The organism is Nonomuraea sp. NPDC051941 (assembly GCF_044593615.1).
Map to the genome: position 1 here is coordinate 43,038 of NZ_JBIUCF010000042.1, position 26,014 is coordinate 69,051.

The following is a 26,014-nucleotide window of genomic DNA, read 5'->3' on the forward strand; positions in this document are numbered from 1 at the left end:
GGCATGGACGGTCATATGGCGTGAACACGCCCGTAGCGTGGGGGGTCGTATGGCGTGGACACGCCCATGGCGTGGGCGGTCATGTGGGGTGAATGGAGCCTGTGGCGGGAACGTGGCCGCTTTGTGGGTGGCCATGTGGGTGAATGAGCGCACAAGGCGGACCGCGGTTCCGGTCGTCGCGTGGCGGGTCCAGGCGACGGGGGCGGTGGGCGATTCCGGTCGTCGGATGAGGTGCGGTTCGCGGCGCGGACGGGCCCTCGATGTGGCCGTGTCCGCAGGGGCCCGATGGGGTGATCGCGGGTAGGGGGCCCGCGTGCCGTGTCCTGGGCGGTGGTGCCGTGGCCGGGTGGCGGTGGCAGGTGGCGGTGACCATGGTGGGCGGTCGTTTCGGTGGTCGGCCTCCGCCTCTCAGGTCCCTCCAGCATCGCTCCTGGCGGCCCAAGTTTCGGTCCGGCCCTATCCGGAGGTTTTCATGACCTTAAACCCGGGGAAATTTCGCCTGTCAGGCCGCAAACCGGCCCGCTGTCAGGGGATTACTGGACGCGCGCACAAATAGCCACCTCGAGAGCCTTCATATCCGTTCAGTGCCTGCGTAGACTCCCCGCACCGGCCAAGGTGATCCGGCGGAACGCGGATTCAACCGGAAGCGGCACCCACAACCCGGATGGTGCCGCAACACCCGCCGAGGAAAACTGCAGCACCGCCCGGGCAGGACGACCGGTCTTGCCGAGGAGAACGATGAGCAGGCACATGCTGGCAGCGGAGCCAGCGTCCAATCTGGCCCTGAGCGGAAACAATCTCACCATCGTGATCGTGGTCGCCGCGGTCGCACTGATCGCACTAGCCGTCGCAGGCGGCCTGGTGCGCGAAGTGCTGTCCGCCGGCCAAGGCACGGAGCGCATGCAGAACATCGCGCGTGCCGTACAAGAAGGCGCCGCCGCCTATCTGGCGCGCCAGTTCCGCACATTGGCGATCTTCGTCGTCGCAATACCTATCCTGTTGCTCCTTCTACCGGGGGAAACGGACGTAGTCGTCGGACGTTCGATCTTCTTCGTGGTTGGTGCGGTTTTCTCCGCGCTGACCGGGTTCATGGGCATGTGGCTGGCCGTGCGCGGAAATGTCCGTGTCGCCGCCGCGGCCAACGATTCGGGCGAGAAGCGCGCCATGCGCATCGCGTTCCGCACCGGCGGCGTGGCCGGGATGTTCACCGTGGGCCTCGGCCTGTTCGGCGCGGCCGTGGTCGTGTTCATCTACCAGGGCAACGCCCCTGGCGTGCTCGAGGGATTCGGGTTCGGGGCGGCGCTGCTCGCGATGTTCATGCGAGTCGGCGGCGGCATCTTCACCAAGGCCGCCGACGTCGGCGCCGACCTGGTCGGCAAGGTCGAGCAGGGCATCCCGGAGGACGACCCGCGCAACGCCGCGACCATCGCCGACAACGTGGGCGACAACGTCGGTGACTGCGCGGGCATGGCGGCCGACCTGTTCGAGTCGTACGCGGTCATGCTGGTCGCCAGCCTCATCCTGGGCAAGGTGGCCTTCGGCGAGCAGGGGCTGGTCTTCCCCCTGATCGTCCCCATGGTCGGCGTGATCACGGCGATCATCGGCATCTTCGTCACCGGAATGCGCGACCGCGACCGCAACGGCATGTCGGCGATCAACCGCAGCTTCTTCATCTCGGCCGCGATCTCCGCGGTGCTCGTCACCGTGGCCGCGTTCCTGTATCTGCCCGACAGCTTCAGCGCCCTGACCGGCGCCACCGAGCAGTCCGACGCCAACCCGCGGCTCATCGCCATCGGCGCGGTGCTCATCGGCCTGGTGCTGGCCAGCGCCATCCAACTGCTGACCGGCTACTTCACCGAGACCAACCGCCGTCCCGTACGCGAGATCGGCGAGAGCTCGGCCACCGGCCCGGCCACCGTCATCCTGGCCGGCATCAGCGTCGGCCTGGAGTCGGCCGTCTACTCCGCCCTGGTCATCGGCGGCGCGGTCTACGGCGCGTTCCTGCTCGGGTTCGGGAACGTGACGATCGCGCTGTTCGCGGTGGCACTGGCGGGCACCGGTCTGCTGACCACGGTCGGCGTCATCGTCTCCATGGACACGTTCGGGCCGGTCTCCGACAACGCCCAGGGCATCGCCGAGATGTCGGGCGATGTCGAGGGCGAGGGCGCCCGCGTGCTCACCAGCCTGGACGCGGTAGGAAACACCACCAAGGCCATCACCAAGGGCATCGCGATCGCCACGGCCGTGCTGGCGGCGACCGCGCTGTTCGGCGCCTTCCGCACCGCGGTGGAGGGCGAGCTGGCCAAGGCGAGCGGGGCGGTCAAGTCCGCGCTCGGCGAGTTCGCCACCTTCAGCCTCAGCATCGACCAGCCGAACGTCCTGGTCGGCCTGATCATCGGGGCCGCGGTCGTGTTCCTCTTCTCGGGGCTCGCGATCATGGCGGTCGGACGGGCCGCGATGCGCGTGGTCTTCGAGGTACGCGACCAGTTCCGCAACAAGCCGGGCATCATGGACGGCACGGAGACGCCGGAGTACGGCCGGGTCGTGGACATCTGCACCCGTGACTCGCTCCGCGAGCTGGCCACGCCCGGTCTGCTGGCGGTCATGACGCCGATCGCGGTCGGGTTCGCCCTCGGGTACGCGTCGCTGGGCGCCTTCCTCGCGGGGGCCATCGCGTGCGGCACGCTGATGGCCGTCTTCCTGTCGAACTCCGGTGGCGCGTGGGACAACGCCAAGAAGCTGGTGGAGGACGGTCACCACGGTGGCAAGGGCTCGGAGGCGCACGCCGCCACCGTCATCGGCGACACGGTCGGCGACCCGTTCAAGGACACGGCCGGGCCTGCCATCAACCCGCTGATCAAGGTGATGAACCTGGTGGCGCTGCTGGTCGCGCCCGCGGTGGTGCTGTATGCGGGCAACCCGGCCCTGCGGATCGGCGTCACGGTGGTGGCGGTGGCCGTGGTGGTCGGGGCCATCGTGGTGTCCAAGCGGCGCTCCGTGAGCACCGAACCGGCCAACAACGACAACCGCGAGCACCAGCCCGTGGCCTCGTAACACGCCGCAATACCCTGGAGAGACGCCCGCCCTACTGCGTAGGGGCGGGCGTCTCGTCTTTCCGGGCTCCTCCGGGCCTTCGGACGTCCGGGGCCGCTGGTCGTCGGCTCCTGCGCAGGGCGACGCGGTCGAGGGTGTCTCGTCAGGTGGGATGAGGTGCGGCGAGGGGGTGAGGTGGGGGCACGGACGTCGATGTGGGACCTGCGCGGACGAACGGGATGAGCGGGCTCGTCGGGCGATTCGGGGCCGGGGTAGGTGCGGTCTGCGGCGCGTGGAAAGCGGGCGTCTTGGCGGCGGGCGTACAGGTATCGCGGGGTGCCGGCGTGCAGGAGGTGCGGGCTCGGCGGTGGTGGGGGTGTGCGCGGCGCCTTGGACGTGGTGGCGATATGCGGGGTACGTGCTGCGCGGCGTGTGGCGGGTGCGGGTGCATGGGCCTGCGGGTTGCGGACCCGGCGGCAGGGCGTGGGGTGGTGGGGGTGAAGGCGGGCGTGGGGGCGGGGTGGCTCGGTGGGAAACTGGGCGCGTGAAAGGTGACAAGCAGCCCAGCGGTGGGAAGACCCTGGGCCTCATTCTGCTGGGGATGCTCGTCATCCTGGCCGTGATCGTCGGGCTGGCCGTCTGGGCTTCGAGGACGGGGTGATCTGGTGCGGACCTTGATTGTGCTGCGGCATGCGAAGGCCGCCCACGTTCCCGGGCTGGCCGATCGGGAGCGGCCGCTGACCGGGCGGGGCGAGCGGGACGCCAAGCGGGCTGGCGACGAGATACGGGCGGCCGGGCTCAATCCGGACGTCGTGCTGTGCTCGCCGGCGCTCAGGACCAAGCGCACCGCCGAGATCGCCTTTCCCGAGGTGGAGATCAGCTACGAGCGCGACATCTACGAGGCGTATCCCGATGAGCTGCTGGAGCTGGTCCGCCGGGTCGATCCCGAGGCGAGCACCGTGGTGCTGTGCGGGCACAACCCGGGCGTGCACGAGCTGGCCGTGGGGCTGGCCGGAGGAGAGTACGTGTTCCGGCCGGGCGCGTTCGCGGTGATCGAGGTGGAGCCCGACTGGGATGAGCTCTGGATGGGTGAGGGGCGCCTGGTGACGCTCTGGGACCCTAAGGAGCACGAGGGCTGAAGGACCCCAAGGCCCCCTGGTGGGCCCACAGGAGCATGGAGGGCCCAGGGGGCGCTGGAGCCGGCTGGAGGGCCGGAGGGCCCATCCTGGGGCCCCAGGATGGGCATTGTCGGGTGAGGGTCAGCCTGCGGTGAGGGTGGCGCCGTCCTCTGCGTCCGCCGCCTCCACCTCGTCCCTGGAGATCCCCAGCAGGTAGAGGATCGAGTCGAGGTAGGGAGTGTTGACCGCCGTGTCGGCCGCCTGCCGCACCACCGGCTTGGCGTTGAACGCCACCCCCAGCCCGGCCACGGCGATCATGTCGAGGTCGTTGGCCCCGTCCCCGATGGCCACCGTCTGCGAGATCGGCAGGCCGGCCTCCTTCGCGAACCGCTCCAGCGCCCGCGCCTTACCCGGCCGGTCCACGATCTCGCCCACGACGCGACCGGTCAGCCGGCCGTCGATGACCTCGAGGACGTTCGCCGCCGAGTAGTCGATCCCGAGCTCCTCCACGAGCCCGTCGGTGATCTGCGTGAATCCGCCGCTGACGATGGCGAAGCGGTAGTCGAGCCGCTTGAGCGTGCGAACCAGGGTGCGGGCGCCGGGTGTGAGCACGACCTCCTTGCGCACCTCCTCGAACACCTCGGCCGGCAGCCCCTCCAGCAGCGCCACCCGGCGCCGCAGCGACTCGGCGAAGTCGAGCTCGCCGCGCATGGCCTGCTCGGTGACCTTGGCGACCTCGTCCAGGCATCCGGCGTGGGCCGCGAGCAGCTCGATGACCTCGCCCTGGATGAGGGTCGAGTCGACGTCCATGACGATCAGCCGCTTGGCGCGCCGCGACAGGCCGGTGCGCTGCACGGCCACGTCCACCGCCAGGACGGCCGCCTCGGCCGCCAGCTCGACCCGCAACGAGCTGGGGTCGGCGCCGGAGACGGACAGTTCGATGCAGGTGACGGGCCATTGGGCGAGGCGTTCGATGCGGTCGATGTTCGCGCCGGCGGCGGCGATGCGCCCGGCGATGCCCGCGATGGCGGCGGGCTGGAGCGTGGCGCCCAGCACGCTGACCGACAGGCGGCCGCGGCGGCGCTGCTCCTTGGTCTGGGAGCCGGTGGAGAGCTCGACCTCCATGCCGAGGTCCTCGGCCACCTGCTCGACCGCGGTCCACATGGCGCCGAGGGTCGTGCCGGTGCCTGTCGGGGGGCCGCCGGCGTACGTGACAAGCACGCCGAGCGTGAGCCGGCCGCGAATGACGACCTGTTCGATGTCCGCCACAGTCACTGGAAAGGCAGACAGAACGGAGAAAAGCCGCGAGGTGACGCCGGGCCGGTCGGGGCCGGTCAGGGTGATCAGGAGGCTGCGCTGGTCCACATCCAGCCACGGTACTGCGCCCGGCCCGATGCTCGCGAAGCAGGGCGGGCATTCGGGCGCGGGCGCGACCGTGACTGTTCTAGCAGGTGACACCTAGGTGAATGTCCCGTGGACGTACGGACAACATTTCATCGGCCGTAACGTTCCAAGGGACGCGAAGAGCGTCGGGCTAGCGGACGATCTTGGTCTTGACCGTCTTCACGTAGCCGTGCTCGGGGATGCCGAGCCGGTCGAGCTCTTCCTTGCTCATGTTCTCCATGCCCGTCTGGACGTCGTAGGAGATCACGCCGAGCTTGGCGGTCTGCGTGCCGGTCGCCGTCTTCTTGAGCTTGGTCTCGAAGATCAGGGAGATGGAGTCACCCTTCTCCAGGATCTCGGGCAGGAAGCAGAAGAACGCACGGCCCTCGAGCCCGCACTCGGTGCCCTTGACGCTCGTGCGGTACATGATCCGCCTGAGGTCGACCCCCTTGGGGAACTCGCCGCCGACAAAGTAGGCGTCGGCCTGGTAGGGCCCCTTGTTGGTGGCGACGATGCTGAAGTTGAGCTTGCCGCCGGCCTTGGCCGTCTTGGCAGCCTTCACTTTGACGTCGAAGACCGAGAACGGCTCGTCGGCGGCCGTCGTGGCGGAAGCGGAAGCAGGAACAGCCGGGACAAGCAGGGCCGCCGCCAGCAATGCCAGCGACGCGGCCTTGGTCAGGTTACGCATTAAACGTCTCCGGTGAGGAAGTGGTCACGGGGAGGCGCACACACTTGAAGCCCCCGTAAATGCCCGCTGTTCCTATCATGTTGGCAAAATCTATGTAAAGACTATTTCTTCAGAATCAAGTGCGTGTCACCGAACTCGTGCCACAGATATGCGTTCCGTAGCGCCTCCCCGTAGGCCCGCGCGAGCGCCGTCTCGCCCGCGATCGCGGTCAGCATCAGCAGGTGGCTGGAGCGCGGCTCGTGCAGCCCGGTGATCAGCCCCGTGACGGCCTGTACGCCGCTCTGGGGCGTGACGATGCGCCTGGTCCACCCGGCGGCCGCGCTGACCAGCCCGTCCGCCCCCACGGCCGTCTCCAGCGCCCGTACGACGGTGGTGCCCGCGGCCACCACCCGGTTGCCGCTCTCGCGCGCCAGGTTGACCAGCCGCGCCGTGGCCTCCGGCACCTCGTACCGCTCGGCGTAGGGCGGCTCGTCCTTCTCCGGCGAGGCCACCCCCGTGTGCAGGGTGATCGGCGCGATCCCGATCCCGCGCGCCACGAGCGCCGTCACCAGCTCCGCGGTGAACGGCCGCGCCGCGCTCGGCATCTCCGCGCTCCCCGGCACGGTCGCGAACACGGTCTGGTACGCCTCGATCGGCCAGTCCCCGCTCACGTACGAGTAGCGGATCGGCGCCCCGTGCGCCCGCAGGTACGGCTCCACCTCCTGGTCCAGCGACGCCCGCCACAGACGCGGCGTCTCGCGTTCGATCAGCCGCAGCGTGGCCCGTCCCGGCAGCGGCAGCCACTCGCCGGGCTCACCACCGCCGTAGGGCTCGGAGGCGGTGGCGGTACGGCGGCGCAGCTCGACCAGCCAGGTGCCGTCCTCCCTGGCGGTGGAGAAGTGCACGGCCAGCCGGTCGAGCCGGACGGCCGCGGGGAGGGTCGCCGAGTTGTTCACGACGATCAGGTCACCGGGGTCGAGCAGCCCTGGCAGGTCGACGAAGTGGTGGTGCGAGGGGGCGAGGTCGCCGCGCGAGACCATCAGGCGTACCGCGTCCCTGGACATCCCCCGCGCCTCGGGCGGCTCGCTCGCCGACAGGCCCGGCGGCAGCGCGAAGTCGAGCGCGACGGTCATTGCAGGCTCACTTTGCCGCTGGCCGGACGGGACCGCACCAGGTCGTGCAGCGCCGCGGCCACCTTGGCGGGGTCGGTGGCGCCCGCGGCCTCGTCGGCGCCCACGGCGTCGGCGAGCATGCGGGTGTTCATCTCGCCGGGGTCGGCCCACCAGACCCGGACCGCGGGCTCCTCGGCCGACAACACGTTGGAGAGCTGCTCCAGGGCCGCCTTGGTGGCGCCGTAGCCGCCCCAGCCCTCGTACGCGCCCGTGGCGGCGTCCGAGGTGATGTTCACGACGGCTCCGCCCGCCGCGCGCAGGGCGGGCAGCGTGGCCTGGATCAGCGCCAGCGGGGCGGTGACGTTGGTCTCCAGCAGCACCCTGAACGCCTCCAGCGGGTAGCCCGCCAGCGGCGGCAGCGGCGTCACGCCGAGGTCGCTGGCGTTGTTGACCAGCAGGTCCAGCTCGGGCGCCGCCCGGGCCAGCCGCTCGACGTGCGCGGGCTCCGTCACGTCGCCGGGGATCGCGACGGCGCCCAGTTCGGCCGCGGCCCGCTCCAGGTCGTCCGCGCCGCGGGCGGTGAGCACGAGGTTCCAGCCGGCGCCCGCCAGAGACCTCGCCAGGGCGAGTCCGAGACCGCGGGAAGCGCCGGTGATGAGTGCGGTGTTCGTCATGGTGCCGACGTTAGGAACGCCGCGGGCCGCGCACATCGGGCCGAAGTCCCGCCGCCGCCTGGGCACATCGTCCTAGGACCATAAGCTGGGTCCCGTGACCTCCGACCGAGACGAGATCCTGCAGGCGGTGAGCTCCGCGGTGCTCGCGGTCACCCGCCATCTGTCGGTCCGCGAGGTGCTGCAGGTCATCGTACGTTCGGCGCAACGGCTGCTCGACGCCCGCTACGCCGCGCTCGGCGTGCCCGACGACGAGGGGTCGTTCGGCGAGTTCGTCGCCGAGGGCCTCACCGACAAGCAGTGGGACGCGATCGGGCCGCTGCCCAGACAGCATGGCATGCTCGGCGCGATGCTCCGCGAGGGGAGCCCCGTCAGGCTGCCCGACCTGCGCAAGGACCCGAGGTTCGAGTGGTGGCCGAAGGCCCACCCGGTGATGAAGGACTTCCTCGGCGTCCCGATCCGCGACGGCGACCAGGTGCTCGGCATCATCTTCCTGGCCAACAAGCGCACGCCGGGCGGCTTCACGCAGGCCGACCAGGAGCTGCTGACGCTGTTCGCCGCGCACGCGGCCATCGCGCTGACCAACGCCAGGCTCTACGAGCGCGGGCGCGAGCTGGCCATGCTGGAGGAGCGCAACCGGGTGGCCCGCGAGCTGCACGACGCCGTGACGCAGAAGCTGTTCTCGCTCAGGCTCACCGCGCAGGCCGCCTCCGCCATGCTCGACCGGGCGCCCGAGCAGGCCGCCGCCGAGCTCGAACGCGTCCAGCGCCTGGCCGGGGAGGCCCTGTCCGAGCTGCGGGCGGTGATCGTCGAGCTGCGGCCCGCCGAGCTCGACCGGCACGGCCTGGCCGAGACGCTGCGCAAGCACGTGCGCCTGCTGGACCGGCTCCACCCGTCCCTGGTCACGTTCGAGTGCGTGGAGCTGCCGCCGGTCGACCCGGCGGTCGAGGTGGCGGTGCTCAGAGTGGCCCAGGAGGCGCTGCACAACGCGCTCAGGCACGCGGAGGCCGCGAGCGTCTCCGTGCGCCTGGGGTACGCGGACGGCAGGCTGGTGTTGATCGTGCGCGACGACGGCAACGGCTTCGAACAGGCGGAGTCGCGCGGCCTGGGCCTGGTGTCGATGCGCGACAGGGCGGAGTCCGTGGGCGGGGCCATGACCGTCGAGTCGGCCCACGGCAGGGGGACCACGGTACGTGTGGAGGTGGGCGTTTGATCCGGGTGCTGATCGCCGACGATCATCCGGTGGTGCGGCAGGGGCTGCGTACGTTCCTCGACCTGCAGGACGACATCACGGTCGTCGGTGAGGCGGGCGACGGGGCGCAGGCCGTCGAGCTGGTCGGGGAGCTGTCGCCCGACGTGCTGCTGCTGGACCTGAAGATGCCGGTGCTCGACGGGCTCGGCACGCTCGAACGGCTGGCCGGGTCGGCGACCAGGGTGGTCGTGCTGACGTCGGTGAGCGACCGGTCCGACGTCGGCCCGGCCATGCGGGCGGGGGCGTCGGGGTTCCTCTACAAGGACGTCGATCCGACCGCGCTGGTGCAGGCCGTGCGGTCCGTGCACGGAGGGCAGGTGTTACTGGCGCCCGAGGCCGCCGAGGCGATGCTGTCGGCGCCGGACGGCCCGCCACCGGTGCCGCTGACCGACCGCGAACGCGAGGTGCTCGCGCTCATCGCGGCCGGCCGGTCCAACCGGGAGATCGCCAGGAGCCTGGCCGTCGCGGAGAAGACGGTCAAGACCCACGTCTCCAACGTGCTGATGAAGCTGGGCGTCCAGGACCGCACCCAGGCCGCGCTGTACGCCGTACGGCACGGCCTGGGGTAGTGCTTACGGCCTCCGCTCCGCGGAGGCGGCCTGGGGTGAAGGTCAGGTGTCCTTCTTCTTGTTGCTCTCTTCGTGGCTGGCAGGCGGGTTGTACGTCTTGACCGGCGGAGGCGGCGACCAGCTACGGCCCGGCCGGCGCGGCGGAGAGACGATCTTGGTATTGACCTTCTTGAGCCAGTAGTAGCCCTTGATGCCGAGGCGCTTGAGCTCTTCCTCGTCGATGTTCTCCATGCCCTGGTCGACGTCGAACGACATCACGCCGAGCCGCGCCGTGGCCGTGCCCTTGGTGCCCTTCTTCAGCGTCACCTGGAAGTTGAGCCAGTCGGTCTTGCCCTTCTCCAGTCGCAGCGGGCCCCAGCACCAGAACCAGCGGCCTTCCCAGGTGCACTTGGTGCCCTTAGCGGCGCCCCAGCGCAGGGTGGGCACGACGCCCTTGGGCACCTGGCCGCCGATCCAGTAGTAGTCGGCGTAGTAGGGGCCCAGGTTCTTGGCGCGGACGTAATACGTGATCTTGCCGCCGCGCTTGGTGCGGCCGCTGGGCGTGACGGAGATCTTGAAGCTGGAGTACGGCTTCACCCGGGCGACCGCCGCGGTGGTGGGGGCGGCAGCGGCGGCGGCACTCGCCGGGGCGGGTACGGCCAGCGGCGCGGCGGCCAGACCGCCGGCTAAGAACAGGCTGAAGCTTCTGCGCATATGACGGCTCCCCGTACGGTGCTGGAAATCCCCGATCATCTCCACGATTATTGCGTAGGGCAAATTTTTCGCAAAGAGCGATGATCTTTCGTGACCTGGGGTGGTTTGTGGGTTTTTGCCCGCGCCTATCCCACTTGTGAACGGGGGTCTAGCACAACGGGGAGGGCCAGGTGCCGGAAACGCACCCCTTACAGCCGACCGATCCGCGAACACTGGGCGAATACCGGCTGCTCGGCCGCCTGGGCAAGGGGGCGCAGGGGATCGTTTTCGAGGGTGAGTCGCCCGACGGGCGGCGCGTGGCGATCAAGCTGTTGAACACCCGGCTGGACAAGCCCGGACTGGACTCCGAACGCTTCCTGCGCGAGGTGGCGGCCGCGCGGCGGGTGGCCCAGTTCTGCACCGCGCAGGTGCTGGGGGCCCACATGGACGGCGAGCACCCGTACATCGTCAGCGAGCTGGTGGACGGGGTCTCCCTGCAGGCGGTGGTGCAGCGGGACGGGCCTCGTACGGGCGGCGCGCTCTACCGCCTGGCCGTCGGAACGGTCACCGCGCTGGCCGCCATCCACCGCGCCGGGATCGTGCACCGCGACTTCAAGCCCAGCAACGTGCTGCTCGGCCACGACGGGCCGCGGGTGATCGACTTCGGCATCGCGCGGGCGCTGGACTCGGCCATGACGATCAGCAGCGGGGTCGTGGGGACGCCCGCGTACATGTCGCCCGAGCAGATTTCGGCCGAGCGGGTGGGGCCGGCCAGTGACATGTTCAGCTGGGCCCTGACCATGGTGTTCGCGGCCACGGGACGGCCCGCGTTCGGCCAGGACAGCCTGCCCGCGGTCGTCTACCGGGTGATGCACGAGGAGCCCGACCTCTCGGCGCTGCCCGAGACCCTGCGGCCGGTCGTGCGGTTGTGCCTGCGCAAGCGGGCCGACGAGCGGCCCGTGGCGGCCGACGTGCTGTTCGCGCTGCTGGCGAACGAGGGTGAGTCGCCGCGGCCCGAGGACGCGCTCAACACGGGCTCGCAACTCGCGGCCGAGCAGACCCCGCCGGATCCGCCCTCGCCCGCCGCCGGCTGGGCGAGCCCCCACGGGCCCGCCCCCGAGGCTCCGCCGGGCGGCAGCGGGTGGGCGAATCCCAGTGGCCCTCCGTCGTCCGCCCCTTCTGGCGGGTACGGGTGGGCGAACCCGTCGGGGGAGGCGTACCCGCCGCCCCAGGGCCCCGCGGCCGGACCACCTGCGGCGCCCTACGTGCCACCGCAACAGGGCGGCGGGCCGAGACGGGGTGGCGCGCCTGGGCAGGGTGCGACGCCCGGCTACGGTGGCGGGCCGCATGGTGTGCCTTATGTGCCTCGGCAGCAGCCTCCGTCGGGTCCGTCACAGGTGCCGCCGCCCTATCCGATGAGCGCCGCGCCCCACCCGGCCGCGCCCCGTCCACCGGCGCCCGGCCCGGTGGCGCCTGGCCCGGTGGCGCCGGGGTCGGAGGCGGTTGCGGGCGGTGAGGGGCCGCCCGGGCGTGCGCCGTCGGTGCCGGGCCAGGGCCAAGGGAGCCAGGGGCAAGGGCCGGGGCAGGCGTCCCCGTCCCGGAAGCCGTTGGCGGGGGAGGGCGGCGGGCGAGGGGACAACGACGCGTTCTTCAAGCATGCGCCGGCAGAGGAGCGGCCCGACGAGACCAACGCCAGGCGCAGGCGGGCCGCCATGGTCTCCGGCGCGCTCGTCGTGGCGCTGGCGCTGGCCGGGAGCGTGCTGTACTTCGGGCCGAAGATGTTCGGCACCGGCGCGCCGACCGGCGGGAACGCGGCCCAGGCGACCACCTCCGTGAGCGCGGGCCCGGCTCAGACGCAAGCCCAGACGCAGACCGAGACCCCGACGCCGACACCGACCCAGGTCACCCCGACCCCGACGGTCACCCCCACGCAGAAGGTCGTCCCCGTTCTCGGCAAGCAGGACGGGAAGTCGTTCAAGGGCCACACCAAGGGCGTCCAGACGATCTCCGCGATCTCTGCGGGCGGCAAGGCGTGGCTGGTCACCGGCGGGCAGGACGGCCGGGTGCGGCTGTGGGACCTGGCCGGGCACAAGTCGCTGGCCACGATGAAGGGCCACAGCGAGGAGGTGTACGCCGTAGCCTGCGTGATGGTCGGCAAGACCCCCATGGCCGTCTCCGGCGGGTACGACGGCAGCGTGCGCCTGTGGAACCTCAAGACCCACAAGGGCAAGGTGCTCGGCTGGCACGGCGACGCCGTCTACGCGGTCGCCGTCACCAAGGTGAAGGGCAAGTACGTCGCGGTCACCGGCGACGCCGACGGCTATCTGAGGTTCTGGGACCTGAAGAAGCGCAAGTCCACCGGCAAGATCATCAGAGCCCACCGCAAGCCGGTCAACTGGCTCAGCGCCACCCACATAGGCGACCGGGCCGTCGCCATCTCGGCCAGCGAGGACGAGACGGTGCGCATGTGGGACATGGCCCGGCGCAAGGCGTACGGGAAGGCGTACAAGGGCCATTCCAGGGGCGTGTACTCGGTCGCGGTCGGCAAGGTGAGCGGGAAGGTGGTCGTGGCATCTGGCGGTAAAGACGGAAAAATCAGGCTCTGGGATCCGAAGAGCCGCAAGACCGTCGCCACCCTCTCCGGCCACAAGAAGATCGTTTACTCGCTCTCCTTCGGCACCCTCGACGGCCGCACGGTGCTGCTGTCCGGCGGCACCGACGGCACGATCAGGCTCTGGGACCCCGAGACCCGCAAGACGCTCGGCAAACCGGTCAAGGCCCACAAGAAGGGCGTGTACGCCGTGGGCATCGTCCCACTCGACGGGGACGCGGTCATCATGTCCGCGGGCAAGGACAGGGTGGTCAGGCTGTGGAAGATCGCGAGCGGCTCTTAGTGGGCCGGCTACGTGCTCCTGATCGGTTCGAAGATCGCGTGATGGGCGGCCACGAGCGCACGGCGTACCGCCCGGTCCAGGTCGCGCAGGGCAGTGGCGCGGGCGGCGACCTGCCCCGACGTGAGCCCGCGCTCGTCGGCCAGCCGCACCACGGTGGCCAGCCGCGTGGCGAGGGTGGAGACGCGGTGAGCCCGCGCGGGGTAGCCGGGCGCCAGCTCGCCGCCCCGGTGCCCGACGGACGAGGGGCGGGACTGCAGGGGGCCTTCGACGGCGGACAGGGTGTCGGTGGCCGAGCGCATGGCCTCCGACAGCTCGCGTTCGGCCTCCGACAGCGACGGCAGATCATGGCGTACGGGCCCGGAGTCGTGGATCTCCAGGCGTACCCCGACATACGACGACCCGCGCAGGTCGGGTACCGGTACCAGGCCGAGGTTGCGGCCGTCGAGCACCGCGATGGCGGCCTCGCCGGCGTCCACCGCGGCCGAGTTGAACGGCGCGGGTCCCGACAGCCCCAGCGGATCGCCGGGCGCGGGCAGCGCGAGGCGGAACTCGCGCAGGCCGTCGGAGCGCAGGTTTGCGAGGTATTTACGCAACGGGACGTCGTCGGCCACGGTGGGACCGCCGGCGGCTTCCACGTGGTCAGCCGCCTCGTCGAGACCGACGTGACCGGCGAGCCACGCGTTGCCCCAGGCGACCAGGGAGGGACAGACAGGCGATTCAGGGCGCACCGATCCACGATATGCGCTCGCCCTGCAATAGGTTTGTCCCGAGCGTGACTCCTAAGGAGGTATCGGGGATGGGTGGTCAGGTGCTGCGGCTCCAGGACGTCGCCGTCAGGCGGGACGGAGCGGCCCTGCTGCGCGGCATCGACTGGACGGTCAACGCCGACGAGCGTTGGGTCGTCGTCGGCCCCAACGGCGCGGGCAAGACCACGTTGCTGCAGGTCGCGGCCACGTTGCTCTACCCGAGCGAGGGCCTGGTCGAGGTGCTCGGGGAGCGGCTGGGACAGGCGGACGTCTTCGATCTGCGCCCGCGGATCGGGCTGGCGAGCTCCGCGCTGGCCGAGCGCATCCCGCCGGAGGAGAAGGTCATCGACCTCGTGCTGACCGCCTCGTACGGGATCATGGGCCGCTGGACGGAGGAGTACGACTCCAATGACGTGACCAGGGCGGTCGAGCTGATCGACATGATGGGCGCGGCCCATCTGATCAGGCGGCGGTTCGGCACGCTGTCGGAGGGGGAGCGCAAGCGGGTGCAGATCGCGCGCGCTCTCATGCCCGACCCCGAGATGCTGCTGCTCGACGAGCCCGCGGCCGGGCTCGACCTGGGCGGGCGCGAAGACCTGGTGCGCCGGCTGTCGGTGCTGGCGGGCGACTACCGTTCGCCGACGCTCATGCTGGTGACGCACCACGTGGAAGAGGTGCCGATCGGGTTCACGCACGGGCTGCTGCTGAGGCACGGCTCGGTGGTGGCGCAGGGGCCGCTGGAGCACGTGATGACGCCCGAAAACCTGTCGCAGGCGTTCGGGGTGCCGCTCTCGCTGGAGCGCAGCGCCGAGGGCCGCTGGTACGCGCGCGCCCACTAATCCCCCTATTTATCCACATAAAAGCCGCCGAAAGCGGAAAGGAAATAGGATCAACGGAGTCGGTCCCCTCGACTTCGGAGCGTCGCCATGTCCGTCGAGCAGCTCATCGTCGCCCTTGTCGTGGTCGCGGCGGTGGGTTTCGGGGTGGCCCGAACGGTCCGCATCATCCCCCAGGCCACGGCCGCCATCATCGAACGCCTCGGGCGCTACCACCGGACGCTGACCCCGGGGCTCAACCTCGTGGTGCCGTTCATCGACCGCATCAAGGACATGATCGACCTGCGGGAGCAGGTGGTCTCCTTCCCGCCGCAGCCGGTGATCACCTCCGACAACCTGGTCGTGTCCATCGACACCGTCATCTACTTCCAGGTCACCAATCCGAAGGCGGCCACGTACGAGATCGCGAACTTCCTGATCGGCGTCGAGCAGCTCACGGTCACGACGCTGCGCAACGTGGTCGGCGGCATGGACCTGGAACGCACGCTGACCTCGCGCGAGGACATCAACACCGCGCTGCGCGGCGTGCTCGACGAGGCGACGGGCAAGTGGGGCATCCGGGTCAACAGGGTCGAGCTCAAGGCCATCGACCCGCCCTCCTCCATCCAGGACTCGATGGAGAAGCAGATGCGCGCCGACCGCGACAAGCGCGCCGCCGTGCTGACCGCCGAGGGCCAGCGCCAGGCGGCGATCCTCCAGGCGGAGGGCGAGAAGCAGGCGGCCGTGCTGCGGGCGCGCGGCGAGGCGGAGGCGGCCGTGCTGCGCGCGCAGGCGGAGGCCGAGGCCCAGGCCATGCGCGCCAAGGGCCAGGCGGACGCGATCGGCATGGTGTTCAAGGCCATCCACGAGGGGCAGCCCGACCAGCACCTGCTCGCCTACCAGTACCTGCAGACCCTGCCTGAGATCGCCAAGGGCGACGCCAATAAGATCTGGATCGTCCCATCAGAAATGGGCAAAGTTCTGGAGAATCTGGGCGGCCTCTTCACACCCCCTAAGAGCCCGGACACGTAAGGAGGGCTTGTGACGGGGTGGGAACTGGCCGCGGTCTGCGTGGCCGGGATGGTGGCCGGTGCGATCAACGCGGTCGTCGGGTCAGGCTCCCTGATCACGTTCCCCACGCTGCTGGCGATCGGCGTCGATCCCGTCACCGCCAACGTCTCCAACACCATCGGGCTCGTGCCGGGCTCGTTCACGGCCGCGTACGGCTACCGCCCCGAGCTCCGGGGCCAGCGCGAACGCCTCCTGCGCCTGGGCCTGGCCTCGGCCCTCGGAGCGCTGGCCGGCGGGATCCTGCTGCTGTTCCTGGATCCGTCGGTGTTCCAGGTCGTCGTCATCGCGCTGATCGCGCTGGCCTGCGTGCTGGTCCTGGTGCAGCCCAGGCTCAACCGGTGGCTGGCCGACCGGCGCCGGCACGCGCACCCGCACGGAGGGCTGGAGCTGTGGTTCGGCGTGCTGGCCGCCGGAATCTACGGCGGGTACTTCGGCGCCGCCCAGGGTGTGCTGCTGATCGGGCTGCTCGGCAGCTTCCTCGACGACGACCTCCAGCGGGTGAACGCGGCCAAGAACGTCCTCGCGCTGATCGTCAACGCCGTGGCCGCCGCGCTGTTCATCGTGGTCGCGCACGTGAACTGGCTCGCCGTGGCGGGGGTGGCCATGGGCGCGGTGGCGGGCGGCTCCCTGGGCGCCAGGGTGGGGCGGCGCATCCCGGCGCCCGTGCTCCGGGGGATCATCGTCTGCGTCGGTATTGCGGCGATTTTCGTACTGGTGTACGGATAGAGTGCCGCGTTTGCGGGTATGAATCCATACATGAAGGGCGACTGGGTAGAGATCGTCATCGATGCCGGAGGCACACCGCGTACGTACGAGATCAGGGCCACTCGCGCCGGGCGGCGGGTCGACGTGACCACGAGGCGGGGCCTCGTCGAGGTGAGCGAGGTCACCCGCACCGGCACGCCGGTGCGGACGGCCAGGTTCATGTCCAGCCGCATCCTGGCCCTCGTGGAGCACCCCGTGGACGAGGTCAGCTGAAGTCCGCCACGTGATCCTCCGCCCACTGACCGAACGTCAGAGCGGGCCTCCCGAGCAGCCGCTCCACGGTGTCGGTGGCCTGCTCGGGAGCCGTCACGAAGCTGCCCCATGCCTTCAGCGCGCTCTCGACGAAGACCGCGTTCCCCCAGGAGGCCATGAGCTGCTCGCGGGCCTCCTCCGGCGGCTGCTCCTCCCAGCGCACCTCGCGCCCGGTCGCCGCGCCGATCACACGCACCTGCTCGGCCTGGGTGAGCCGCTCGGGGCCGGTCAGCACGTACGTGGCGCCGTTGTGGCCCGCCGAGGTGAGCACGTGCGTGGCCACCGCCGCGATGTCCCGCTCGTGGATCAGGGGCCTCGAAGCCTGCCCGTACGGCCAGCGCACCACACCCTGCCTGATCTGCCCGGCCCAGCCCAGCGTGTTGGCCGCGAAGCCGCCGGGCCGCAGGAACGTCCACCCGAGCCCCGAGTGCCGGATCAGCCGCTCGACCTCGTGGTAGTGCGTCACCGGCTCGTCCGCCACGTTGGCCGACAGGTAGACCACGCGCCGCGCCTGCCCGGCGATGGCCGTGACCACCTCGGCGGCGCCGTCCGCGGTGAAATGGGGCCACAGCAGGAACACGCTCTCCACGCCTTTCAGCGCGGGCTCCAGCGTCCCGGGCGCGGACAGGTCGCCGCGCATCACCTCCACGTGTTCGGGCAGCCTCGCCCGTGCGGGGTCCCTGACGAGGGCCCGCACCTCCAGCCCCGCTCCCGCGAGCTGGGACACCACATGCCTGCCGACATTGCCGGTCGCGCCGGTCACCAGAATCGTGCTCATGGGGCCGACGGTAAAACCTCAAGCGAACTTCAGGTCAACCCCGGCCGCACCTGGAGCGTGCCGTCACGCCGGATCCGCGTCTCGAACATGGGCGCGGGGGCGGTCGCCGGACCGTGCCGCACCGAGCCGTCGGCCAGCCTGAACGTGCTGCCGTGCCACGGGCAGACCACGCACGCCTCCCCGTTCTCCATGACCAGCCTGCCCTGGTGCAGCGGGCCGGCCAGGTGCGGGCAGCGGTCGGCGAGCACGGTGACGGCCTCGCCCTGGCGCAGCACGAAGAGCTGGATGTAGCCGAGCCGCCGCGCGACGGGCCGGCCCTCCGGCAGGTCCTTGAGCAGGCACAGGTCGTGCCAGCCCAGCGGCACCAGGTGGGAGACCTGCGGGGCGTGGTTGGCCCCGGCCGCCTGCCGGTAGGCCATGTGGCCGCCGAGATAGCCGCCGAGCCCGGCCAGGCCGAGCCCGGCCAGGGTCAGGGTGCGGCCCAGCTGCTCGCGCCCGCGTACCCGGGCCAGCAGGGAGCCGGAGAACAGGCCCAGCGCGGCCACGTTCGACAGCATGTGGACGAAGCCCACGCGCTGCTGCTCGCGGTGGAGAGAGGACCAGTCGGTCAGCCCGGCCGCCGCCGTGGGCAGCGCGTTGGCGATGCCCGTGGCCAGCAGCACGCGCGAGGCCCGCGGATCGCCGTCGGTCAGGTCCAGCACCGCCGCGGACAGCCAGCAGCCCAGGCTGACCGTGGCCAGCGGCGGGTGCAGCGGTTTGCCCGTGGGGACGCCGTGCAGCAGGTCACGTAGCCGGCCGGGACGGATGCGCTGGCGTACGGTCTTGGCCAGCACTCTGATCGGCGTGTCCAGGGTCTTGGACTTCTCCAGCCGGTCGGCGAGAGCAACCGGCCCGGCCAAACCCCGCAACGGCCGACGTTTCGCTCGCACTTCCTCTTTCACGACAAGTCCCCTACCCCGCCCATGTGGGGATCACTCGGACAGGTGTCCCCTGGCCACGGAGAGTTCGACCAGCTCCAGCGCGTACGCGCCGAGGGACGGCGAACCTTCCTCGATGATCCGTACCTTCTCCCTGACCTGCGCGGCCTTGACCTTGAACAACGGCCACGTGCCGCCCTCGGTGAGGTGGTTGGCCAGGATCGGGGAGAAACGGTCGAGCGCCTTGGCGAACCTGGCCTCCGGCGTCTTCCTGGCCTCGAACTCGTCCCACAGCTCCCGCATCCACTGCCCCTGGTCGGCGGGCAGCAGTCCGAAGATGCGGTCGGCGGCGGCGCGCTCGGCGCCGGCCTGCGCGGCCACCTCCACGGGGTCATAGATGAACGTGTCGCCGGCGTCGATCTCGACCAGGTCGTGCACGAGCAACATGGCCACCACCCGTTGGAGGTCGGTCCCGGGTGGGGCATGCTCGCCGAGGATCATCGCCAACGTGCCCACGTACCAGGAGTGCTCGGCGGTGTTCTCCCGCCGCGAGCCGTCCATCAAATGGTTGCGGCGGATGATCCGCTTCAACTTGTCGATCTCGATGGCGAAGGCGATCTGGGCGTTCAGGCGGTCCTCTTCTGGCGCGATAGTCACGCGCGACACCCTATTGTGCGATGATCACCCCGGTTGGTGAAATCGTGACCGGAACTCCGTTGAACACTGCGTTACCACTCAGTACATCGACGGTGGATTCGTCGGTGAGCGTGTTGACGCTGACCCCCGCGTGCTCGGCCGCCACGCTCTGTGAGCTGCCCGCGTGGCCCCAGCCGTGCGGCAGGCTGACCACCCCCGGCATGATCGTGTCGGTGGGTTCGAGCGGCACCGTGAGCTGCCCCTTCGCGGAGCGGACCACCGCCTCGCCGTCGAGCCCGAGCCTGGTCACGTCGGCCGGGTTGATCTGCAGCGTGCAGGTGTTGCTGCCGCCGACCAGCGGGCCCACGTTGTGCAGCCAGCTGTTGTTGGAGCGCAGGTGGCGCCGCCCGATCAGGACGATCTCCGGCGGGTCCTCGTCCAGCTTGCCGCGCAGCCGTTCCACGTCCTCGACGATCTGCGGCGGCGCCAGCTCGATCAGGCCCGAGGCGGTCTTCAGCACCTCGCCGAGCCGGGGCTCCAGCGGGCCGAGGTCCAGGCCGTGCGGGTTGTCGAGCAGCTTGCGCAGCGACAGGTCGCCCTTGCCGGCCCACTCGCCGTAGGGGCCGAGCTTGAGCATGAGGTCGAGCCGGCGCTCGCCGCCCGTCTCGCCCTCCAGCTCGGCGCGCAGCCCGGCCACGTCTCGTCCCTCGACCCCGGAGCCGGGCGTCTCGGTGGCCTTGCGCAGCATCTCGCCGATCACGAACTCGTCCAGATCCCCCTCCAGGCCCGAGGCGATCATGGCCAGCCTGGCCAGGATCTGGGCCTCGGAGGGCTGCCCGTCCAGCGGCAGCAGCGGCGGCGAGTAGCGGGCGTAGTTGCGGACCGCGAACCCGAGCAGCGCGAAGTCGTAGTGGCCCGACTGCAGCATCCGCGGTGGCGGGAGGATGACGTTCGCGTGCCTGGTGGTCTCGTTGAGGTACGGGTCCACGCTCACCATGAAGTCGAGCCGCCCGAAGGCCGCGTCGAGCCTGGCCCCGTGGGGCGCCGACAGCACGGGGTTGCCCGCCACCGTGATCAGGAACGTGACCTGCCCCTCGCCGGGCGTCTCGATCTCGTCGGCGAGCGTGGCCACCGGCAGCTCGCCGTTGCTCTCCGGCAGCCCCCTGACGCGGCTCTTCCACCGGCCCACCGTGTACGGCCTGCGCCGCGCGCCGAACTCGGTCGCGGGCTTGGGGAACATGGCGCCGCCCGGCCGGTCGAGGTTGCCGGTGAGCACGTTGAGGACGTCCACGAGCCACTGGGCCAGCGTGCCGAACTCGGCCGTGCAGGTGCCGATCCTGGCGTAGACGGCGGCCGTACGGGCTCCCGCCAGCTCCCTGGCCAGCCGCACGATCACCTCGGCGGGCACCCCGGTGCGCCCGGAGACCGCCTCCGGCGGGAAGTGCTTGGCTGCCTCGCGCACCTCGGCCAACCCGTTGACCTGGTGTGACGGCTTGACGAGCTCCTCGGCGAACAGCGTGTGGACGATGCCGAACAGCAGGTAGGCGTCTGTCCCGGGGCGGACGAAGACGTGCTCGTCGGCCAGCGCGGCGGTGCGCGTACGGCGCGGGTCGACCACCACGAGCCGGCCGCCGCGGCCGCGCAGGGCCTTCAGCCGCCCGGGGAAGTCGGGCGCGGTGCACAGCGAGCCGTTGGACTCCAGCGGGTTGGCCCCCAGCATCAGCAGGTAGTCGGTCCTGTCCAGGTCGGGGACCGGGATGGCCAGCGGGTGCCCGAACATGAGCCCGCTCGCGACGTGCTTGGGCATCTGGTCGGCGGTGCTGGCGGAGTAGACGTTGCGGGTGCCGAGGGCCTTGATCAGGGGCGCGCCGTACAGGGCGCCCGCCATGCTGTGGGCGTTCGGGTTGCCGAGGTAGATCGCGGCGGACCGGCGGTCGGCGACCCGGTCGAGGCCCGCCTTGACGGCGGTGAACGCCTCCTCCCAGCCGACCTCGCGCCACAGGTCGCCCTCCCTGATCAGCGGCTTGCGCAGCCGGTCGGGGTCCTCGTCGAGCCGGCCGAGGCTGGCCCCCTTCGGGCAGATGAACCCCTTGCTGAACGGATCGTCCTTGTCGCCGCGGACGCTGGTCACGTGCCCGCCCTCGTCGAGGGTGAGCGTCAGGCCGCAGACGGCCTCGCAGAGGGGACAGGTCCGGTGGACGGTCGACGTCATCACGACTCCTGAGTTCGCCAGCTGAACTCATCTTGGCCCGTACCGCGCACATGGGGAAGCCCCGGAGCCCCCGCGGTCTCCGGGGCTTCCCACCCGGGGAAATGTCCCGGATTCCCCCAGGTCCTCAGCCCGCCTTGGCCAGCGCGGCCGGTGCGCGCAGATCAGGCGGCTCCTCGAGGTCGGGTCTCAGCGAGATCCAGGCCCGTCTGCCGTACAGCCGGTCGAGTCCGGGAGAGGTCGCTCCCGGGACCTCGTCGCGCCTGACGATCTCCACGATCACGAACTGCGCCCGGCGCCGGTGCCGGTAGACGTTCGCGCTCCTGGCCCAGCAGGCGGCGGCGATCTCCTCGCTGTACGCCTCGAACTCCTCGGCGGAGATGCCGGCCCTGGTCATGATCAGGGCCTTCTCGCCCGTGGTCGTCGGCGTGATCCAGAGCACCAGCGGGATCCGCCCGGCCCTGGTGTGCATCGTGGTCTCCAGACAGACCCGGTGCAGGCGGTGCCTGGAGACCACGCACCAGAAGTGCGCGCTCACCCAGTTGCGCCCGCTCCTGGTGGCGGCCGGCACCGAGACGGCGCTCGTCAGCAGGACGAACGGCCACCACCGGCCCTCCTGGGTGGCCCCCAGCAGGGTGAGCGTCAGCAGCGCCAGCGCGGCGAGCAGCATCAGCTCGGTACGGACCCGCCACAGCCTGACCAGCGGCCCGCCGCGCCCGGCGGCGGGAAGGTCCTCGTTGGCGGGGTAGATCTGGTTGCGCGGGTTCCTCGGCACGTCAGGACACCTCCTCCGTCACGCGCTGTGGCACGCTGAGCTGGTCGAACCGTGGGTCGCGGTAGCGACGGGAGCCGAACCCGGTCCTGCTCACGGTCCATCCGACGTGGTAGGCGAACTCGTCGGGCTCCATGCAGATCTCGCGATCGGCCCAAGCCATAAGCTCTCGGATCCGGCACTTGATTCGGGCGAGTCCCTTGGTACCTTGTGAGTACATGAGAAGACCCCTTTCGCGGCATTTTCAGAGGTGGCTTCTTCGCCGGACCGACGGCTGATGACCGGTCTCGCCGCAGGGTGGCAGCCCGAATGCGGCGCGCTGGTGGTCAGCCTCGGCCCGGTTTTTTCCAGGCTCGAATGAGCGGACTCTCGCTGAGTTCTTCAGGCGATTCCGAAGTCCTTCCGGCAAGCGGCCTCCCTGGGGCGGAGTTTCGTATCCGGGGCGGCGACGTTGCCGGCGAGGCGGCCCGGGCGGGGCCGCGCGATCGAAGACGGAAGGCCCGATGTGTACGGCCGTGTCGTCATGTCCGGCCTCCTCACCACTCGAGAACCCTCCTGGAACCGATCGTCCCCCGAGGTGAGCGATGCTGCAATACTTTAAGCAAGGGAAGATTTACATTTCTTCACCTCTTGCCGTGCAACTTGCACCAGAAGTGTCATGCACGGCGTGCAACGGGAGATGTTCCACCCCAGGCCCACCCCTGGCCGTAGTTCGTCTTGCCCCTACGCTCTCCCCATGAAAGCCTTCTGACAAGGACGAGCGGCACTCCACATGCAACTTGCAGTGTAAGATTGGGCGAACGGCCCCAAAAGCCGGGCCTCAAACGATCCCCACCGGCTACACCTTCATTCCCGAACAAGGAGAGTGGCGGTGCCATCGCAGCAGGGCAGTCCGACTGTACGCAGGCTCCGGCTCGGTCAGGAGCTGCGCCTCCTCCGGGAGCGGAAGAAGCTCACCGGGGCCAGGGCGGCCAGCGAGCTCGGCTGGTCCGCGAGCAAGGTCAGCCGCATCGAGGCCGCCAAGACCATGCCCAGCGCCGACGACATCAAGGTCATGGCGCAGCTTTACCGCGTGGACGAGGAGAAACTTGACGAGCTCTTCGGCCTGTTGCGGGATGCGGAGCAGCGCGGCTGGTGGGAAGATTACGAGGACGCTCTACCCGAGGAGTACACAAGATTCCTCGGGTTAGAGGCTGAGGCGAAATTCCAGCGCAACTGGGAACCCCAGATCGTGCCTGGCACCTTGCAGACCGAGGACTATGCCAGGGAGGTCATCCTGGCGACCCGTGGCATCGCGCGCATCACGCACAGCGGTGTCAGGAGCCGGGTCGAAGCCCGCCTCGACAGGCAGAAGCGGGTGTTGCACCGGGCGGATCCCTGCGAGCTGACGGTGGTTCTCGACGAGTCGGCGCTGACGCGTCGCTTCGGCGAGCCCTCGGTCATGCGCGAGCAGATGGAGCATCTCCTGGAGGTCTCCCTGCTGCCGCACGTCAGCATTCACGTCCTGACCCTGGACTCACTTCATCCGGTTAACACCGGTGCGTTTATTCATCTTAAGTTTGCGGCATTTGATGATGTTGTGTACCTAGAGCAGCTGTATACTGCTCACTTCGTCGATGATCTCGAACGGGTGGCCGGGTACGAAGCGGCTTTCGACCATATCAAGTCGGAGGCCCTGGATGAGGACGAATCGCGCGTTCTTATCCAGCGGAAGGCCATGCTGTGGAGACGTTAACGGCGAGACCTCAGGAAGGGGCAACGGAGCCTCTTTACGCATTTGGGGAGAGAATGTACATCCACACTACGGCGGCCGCCTGGCGGAAGAGCAGATTCTGCAACGGCGCATCGGCCTGCGTCGAGGTCGCCCCCCTGGCTGACGGCAACGTTGCGCTCAGGGACAGCAAGGAGCAGGACGGGCCCGTTCTCGTCTTCACTCCTGAGGAGTGGGCCGCCTTCACCGCGGGAGTGCGTGAGGGCGAGTTCGACTTGGCCACGCTCGTACCAGGTGCCTGAAAAACCGTAACCGCCGCAGCATTTTTTTCTCGCGCGGCAGGACGGCTCAGGAATATTTCGCAGATTGAGGTTTCTTTCCGGGAAGTCTTTTCCCGGAGTGCATAAGACGGCCCGCGCCCCCGGTAAAGGGGGGCGCGGGCCGTCTTGCTTTGTGGGGGAAATCCCCGGGCCCGGATTATGCGGCCGGTACGCGGCGCCGTACGAGGAAGAGCGAGCTCAGCCCCGCGACCACGGCGAGGCCCGCCATGGCGATGGAGGAGACCAGCGAGGCGGACACCGTGCCGTGGCCCTGGCTCAGCGTGATGAACAGCGTTCCGACCGTGGAGACGCCGATGACCTGCCCGAGCTGCATCACGGTGAGCAGCGCGCCGCTCGCGTCCGCCGCGTAGGCGTCGTCCACCTGCTCGGTCGCCATGTTCGTCACCGCGACCTGCACGCCGAGCCCGGCGCCGACGAGGGCGCTCATGAGCGCGTACGGGAGGCCGCCGCCGGCGGCGAGCCCCAGCCCAAGATAGGCGGGGGCGGCCACCACGTAGCCAAAGGGCACCAGCGGGCGCTGCAGGCGGAGCGGCAGGCGCGGCCAGAGGAGCCCGACGAGGCCGAAGGCCAGCGCGCACGGCACCAGCATCATGCCGGAGGACAGCGGCGTCAGGTGCAGCTCGCCCTGCAGGTGCAGGGCCGAGGTGAACAGGAACGCGCCCCAGGTCGCCGGGCCGAACAGCAGGATCGCCAGCCCCGGCCGCATGCCGGGCGCGCGCAGCACCCGCGCGTCCACCAGGGGACGCCCGCCGCGGGCCGTCACCCAGCGCTCGATGCGGACGAACGCGAAGAACGTCACCACGCTCAGCGCCATCGAGATCCAGCCCCACGCCGGCCACCCGAGCTCGCGGCCCAGGACCAGCGGCACGACGAGCAGGAGCACGGCCGCGGACAGGGACACCAGGCCCCACGGGTCGAGGCCCGTCCGGCCTCCGCCCTCGTCGGCGGGCAGCACCTTCATCCCGGCCACCATCAGCAGCGCGCCGATCGGCACCAGCACCAGGAACACCACTCGCCAGCCCGCGCCCAGACCCAGCAGGATCCCGCCGAAAGCCTGGCCGATCACGATGCCACCGCTGATCACCAGCGACCACAGGCCCATCGCCCGGCCTCTGGCCGCGCCGTGGTAGTTGCGCTGGATCAACGTCAGGACCTGCGGCATCATCATCGCCGCCCCGGCGCCCTGCAGCAGGCGGGCGGCCACCAGCCAGCCCGTCGAGGGCGCCAGGCCCGCGCCGAGCGTGGTCACCGTGAACAGCGCCAGCCCGCCCAGGAATGCGTTGCGGTAGCCGAACAGGTCGCCGACCCTGGCTCCGGTGATCAACAGGACGGCATAGACAATGGTGTATCCGGCGACGATCATCTGCAGCCCGGCGCCTGAGGAGTGCAGGTCGGACTCGATGGTCGGGGTGGCCACGTTGACGATGTTGACGTTCAGGATGGCCAGGAACTGCCCCACGAGGATGATCGCAAGGAGCAGGCCGCTGGCCCGGTTCCCTTCCTGCGGTTTGGTGTCCACAGAAGGGGAAATAGCGGCAGTTTGCGTCATGTGTAGCAGTCTGCCGGGGATCCAGTACCAGTAACGAGAGCCCACTTATACTGGTACTGGCGGTAACTGGATAGGATGTGG

At 70.1% G+C, this 26,014-nt stretch carries 24 protein-coding genes; 11 read left to right on the forward strand and 13 right to left on the reverse strand.

Going from position 1 to position 26,014, the window contains the following annotated elements; translation table 11 throughout:
• The first annotated feature begins 738 nt into the window (after positions 1–738).
• Entirely contained in the window at positions 739–3,054 is a 2,316-nt protein-coding gene (locus ACIHFD_RS48615; RefSeq protein ID WP_397372684.1) for a sodium-translocating pyrophosphatase, read from the forward strand.
• A gap of 644 nt (positions 3,055–3,698) precedes the next feature.
• Positions 3,699–4,172: a SixA phosphatase family protein gene (locus ACIHFD_RS48620; protein ID WP_397372685.1), complete on the forward strand. Its 474-nt coding sequence runs from the start codon at positions 3,699–3,701 to the stop codon at positions 4,170–4,172.
• 120 nt (positions 4,173–4,292) lie between these two features.
• Here ACIHFD_RS48620 and serB read toward each other — a convergent pair whose 3' ends face one another.
• The 4 genes from serB to ACIHFD_RS48640 all read right to left on the reverse strand — a co-directional run bounded on the left by serB (position 4,293) and on the right by ACIHFD_RS48640 (position 7,987).
• Positions 4,293–5,516 carry a phosphoserine phosphatase SerB gene (serB, locus tag ACIHFD_RS48625; RefSeq protein WP_350739638.1) on the reverse strand — a complete coding sequence of 408 codons (1,224 nt, stop codon included), beginning with the start codon at positions 5,514–5,516 and terminating at the stop codon, positions 4,293–4,295.
• A 169-nt stretch (positions 5,517–5,685) separates the two neighbouring features.
• A complete protein-coding gene (locus ACIHFD_RS48630) occupies positions 5,686–6,222 on the reverse strand; it encodes a hypothetical protein (RefSeq protein ID WP_397372686.1) in 537 nt (178 codons plus the stop codon).
• Positions 6,223–6,323: 101 nt separating this feature from the next.
• On the reverse strand, positions 6,324–7,334 hold the full coding sequence (locus ACIHFD_RS48635) for an S-adenosylmethionine:tRNA ribosyltransferase-isomerase (protein ID WP_397372687.1): 1,011 nt from the start codon (positions 7,332–7,334) through the stop codon (positions 6,324–6,326).
• Positions 7,331–7,987: an SDR family oxidoreductase gene (locus ACIHFD_RS48640; RefSeq protein ID WP_355210142.1), complete on the reverse strand. Its 657-nt coding sequence runs from the start codon at positions 7,985–7,987 to the stop codon at positions 7,331–7,333. Before ACIHFD_RS48640 ends, ACIHFD_RS48635 begins: the two co-directional genes overlap by 4 nt.
• A gap of 94 nt (positions 7,988–8,081) precedes the next feature.
• On the opposite strand from ACIHFD_RS48640, the gene ACIHFD_RS48645 reads away from it, so the two are divergent.
• Both ACIHFD_RS48645 and ACIHFD_RS48650 read left to right on the forward strand, forming a co-directional pair.
• Entirely contained in the window at positions 8,082–9,197 is a 1,116-nt protein-coding gene (locus ACIHFD_RS48645; RefSeq protein WP_397372688.1) for a GAF domain-containing protein, read from the forward strand.
• Positions 9,194–9,805 carry a response regulator gene (locus ACIHFD_RS48650; RefSeq protein WP_397372689.1) on the forward strand — a complete coding sequence of 204 codons (612 nt, stop codon included), beginning with the start codon at positions 9,194–9,196 and terminating at the stop codon, positions 9,803–9,805. The genes ACIHFD_RS48645 and ACIHFD_RS48650 overlap by 4 nt, the downstream gene beginning before the upstream one ends.
• 42 nt (positions 9,806–9,847) lie before the next feature.
• Here the strand turns inward: ACIHFD_RS48650 and ACIHFD_RS48655 are convergent, their stop codons facing one another.
• Positions 9,848–10,498 carry a hypothetical protein gene (locus ACIHFD_RS48655; protein ID WP_397372690.1) on the reverse strand — a complete coding sequence of 217 codons (651 nt, stop codon included), beginning with the start codon at positions 10,496–10,498 and terminating at the stop codon, positions 9,848–9,850.
• A gap of 170 nt (positions 10,499–10,668) precedes the next feature.
• Here ACIHFD_RS48655 and ACIHFD_RS48660 point away from each other — a divergent pair, with 170 nt between their 5' ends.
• Positions 10,669–13,371 carry a protein kinase gene (locus tag ACIHFD_RS48660; RefSeq protein WP_397372691.1) on the forward strand — a complete coding sequence of 901 codons (2,703 nt, stop codon included), beginning with the start codon at positions 10,669–10,671 and terminating at the stop codon, positions 13,369–13,371.
• Between the two features lie 8 nt (positions 13,372–13,379).
• On the opposite strand, the gene ACIHFD_RS48665 is transcribed toward ACIHFD_RS48660, so the two are convergent.
• Positions 13,380–14,099 (reverse strand): hypothetical protein, encoded by a 720-nt coding sequence (locus tag ACIHFD_RS48665; RefSeq protein ID WP_397372692.1) that lies wholly within the window; start codon positions 14,097–14,099, stop codon positions 13,380–13,382.
• Positions 14,100–14,167: 68 nt separating this feature from the next.
• On the opposite strand from ACIHFD_RS48665, the gene ACIHFD_RS48670 reads away from it, so the two are divergent.
• The 4 genes from ACIHFD_RS48670 (at position 14,168) to ACIHFD_RS48685 (ending at position 16,981) form a co-directional block, all read left to right on the forward strand.
• Positions 14,168–14,956, forward strand: a complete 789-nt coding sequence (locus ACIHFD_RS48670; protein ID WP_397372693.1) for an ABC transporter ATP-binding protein — start codon at positions 14,168–14,170, stop codon at positions 14,954–14,956.
• Positions 14,957–15,043: 87 nt separating this feature from the next.
• The gene (locus ACIHFD_RS48675) at positions 15,044–15,964 is read left to right on the forward strand and encodes an SPFH domain-containing protein (protein ID WP_350739667.1); all 921 of its coding nucleotides are present in this window, start codon (positions 15,044–15,046) and stop codon (positions 15,962–15,964) included.
• 9 nt (positions 15,965–15,973) lie between these two features.
• Positions 15,974–16,729, forward strand: a complete 756-nt coding sequence (locus tag ACIHFD_RS48680; RefSeq protein ID WP_397372694.1) for a sulfite exporter TauE/SafE family protein — start codon at positions 15,974–15,976, stop codon at positions 16,727–16,729.
• A 30-nt stretch (positions 16,730–16,759) separates the two neighbouring features.
• Positions 16,760–16,981 carry a hypothetical protein gene (locus ACIHFD_RS48685; protein WP_350739673.1) on the forward strand — a complete coding sequence of 74 codons (222 nt, stop codon included), beginning with the start codon at positions 16,760–16,762 and terminating at the stop codon, positions 16,979–16,981.
• Here ACIHFD_RS48685 and ACIHFD_RS48690 read toward each other — a convergent pair.
• The 6 genes from ACIHFD_RS48690 to ACIHFD_RS48715 all read right to left on the reverse strand — a co-directional run bounded on the left by ACIHFD_RS48690 (position 16,974) and on the right by ACIHFD_RS48715 (position 22,495).
• The gene (locus tag ACIHFD_RS48690) at positions 16,974–17,798 is read right to left on the reverse strand and encodes an NAD(P)H-binding protein (RefSeq protein ID WP_397372695.1); all 825 of its coding nucleotides are present in this window, start codon (positions 17,796–17,798) and stop codon (positions 16,974–16,976) included. The two genes, ACIHFD_RS48685 and ACIHFD_RS48690, sit on opposite strands and share 8 nt — an antisense overlap.
• Positions 17,799–17,827: 29 nt before the next feature.
• Positions 17,828–18,706, reverse strand: a complete 879-nt coding sequence (locus tag ACIHFD_RS48695; RefSeq protein WP_350739679.1) for a Rieske 2Fe-2S domain-containing protein — start codon at positions 18,704–18,706, stop codon at positions 17,828–17,830.
• A gap of 63 nt (positions 18,707–18,769) precedes the next feature.
• Complete coding sequence (locus ACIHFD_RS48700; protein WP_350739682.1) at positions 18,770–19,381, reverse strand: HD domain-containing protein; 612 nt, start codon at positions 19,379–19,381, stop codon at positions 18,770–18,772.
• Position 19,382: 1 nt separating this feature from the next.
• The gene (locus ACIHFD_RS48705; protein ID WP_397372696.1) at positions 19,383–21,563 is read right to left on the reverse strand and encodes a molybdopterin-dependent oxidoreductase; all 2,181 of its coding nucleotides are present in this window, start codon (positions 21,561–21,563) and stop codon (positions 19,383–19,385) included.
• A 124-nt stretch (positions 21,564–21,687) separates the two neighbouring features.
• The gene (locus ACIHFD_RS48710) at positions 21,688–22,335 is read right to left on the reverse strand and encodes a hypothetical protein (RefSeq protein WP_355210168.1); all 648 of its coding nucleotides are present in this window, start codon (positions 22,333–22,335) and stop codon (positions 21,688–21,690) included.
• 1 nt (position 22,336) lies between these two features.
• Positions 22,337–22,495, reverse strand: coding sequence for a hypothetical protein (locus ACIHFD_RS48715; protein WP_350739691.1), 159 nt, complete (start codon positions 22,493–22,495; stop codon positions 22,337–22,339).
• Positions 22,496–23,203: 708 nt separating this feature from the next.
• Here ACIHFD_RS48715 and ACIHFD_RS48720 point away from each other — a divergent pair.
• Both ACIHFD_RS48720 and ACIHFD_RS48725 read left to right on the forward strand, forming a co-directional pair.
• The gene (locus ACIHFD_RS48720) at positions 23,204–24,067 is read left to right on the forward strand and encodes a helix-turn-helix transcriptional regulator (protein ID WP_355210171.1); all 864 of its coding nucleotides are present in this window, start codon (positions 23,204–23,206) and stop codon (positions 24,065–24,067) included.
• A 53-nt stretch (positions 24,068–24,120) separates the two neighbouring features.
• Complete coding sequence (locus tag ACIHFD_RS48725; protein ID WP_350739697.1) at positions 24,121–24,345, forward strand: DUF397 domain-containing protein; 225 nt, start codon at positions 24,121–24,123, stop codon at positions 24,343–24,345.
• Between the two features lie 175 nt (positions 24,346–24,520).
• Here the strand turns inward: ACIHFD_RS48725 and ACIHFD_RS48730 are convergent, their stop codons facing one another.
• Positions 24,521–25,933: an MFS transporter gene (locus ACIHFD_RS48730; protein WP_397372697.1), complete on the reverse strand. Its 1,413-nt coding sequence runs from the start codon at positions 25,931–25,933 to the stop codon at positions 24,521–24,523.
• Positions 25,934–26,014 lie beyond the last annotated feature (81 nt).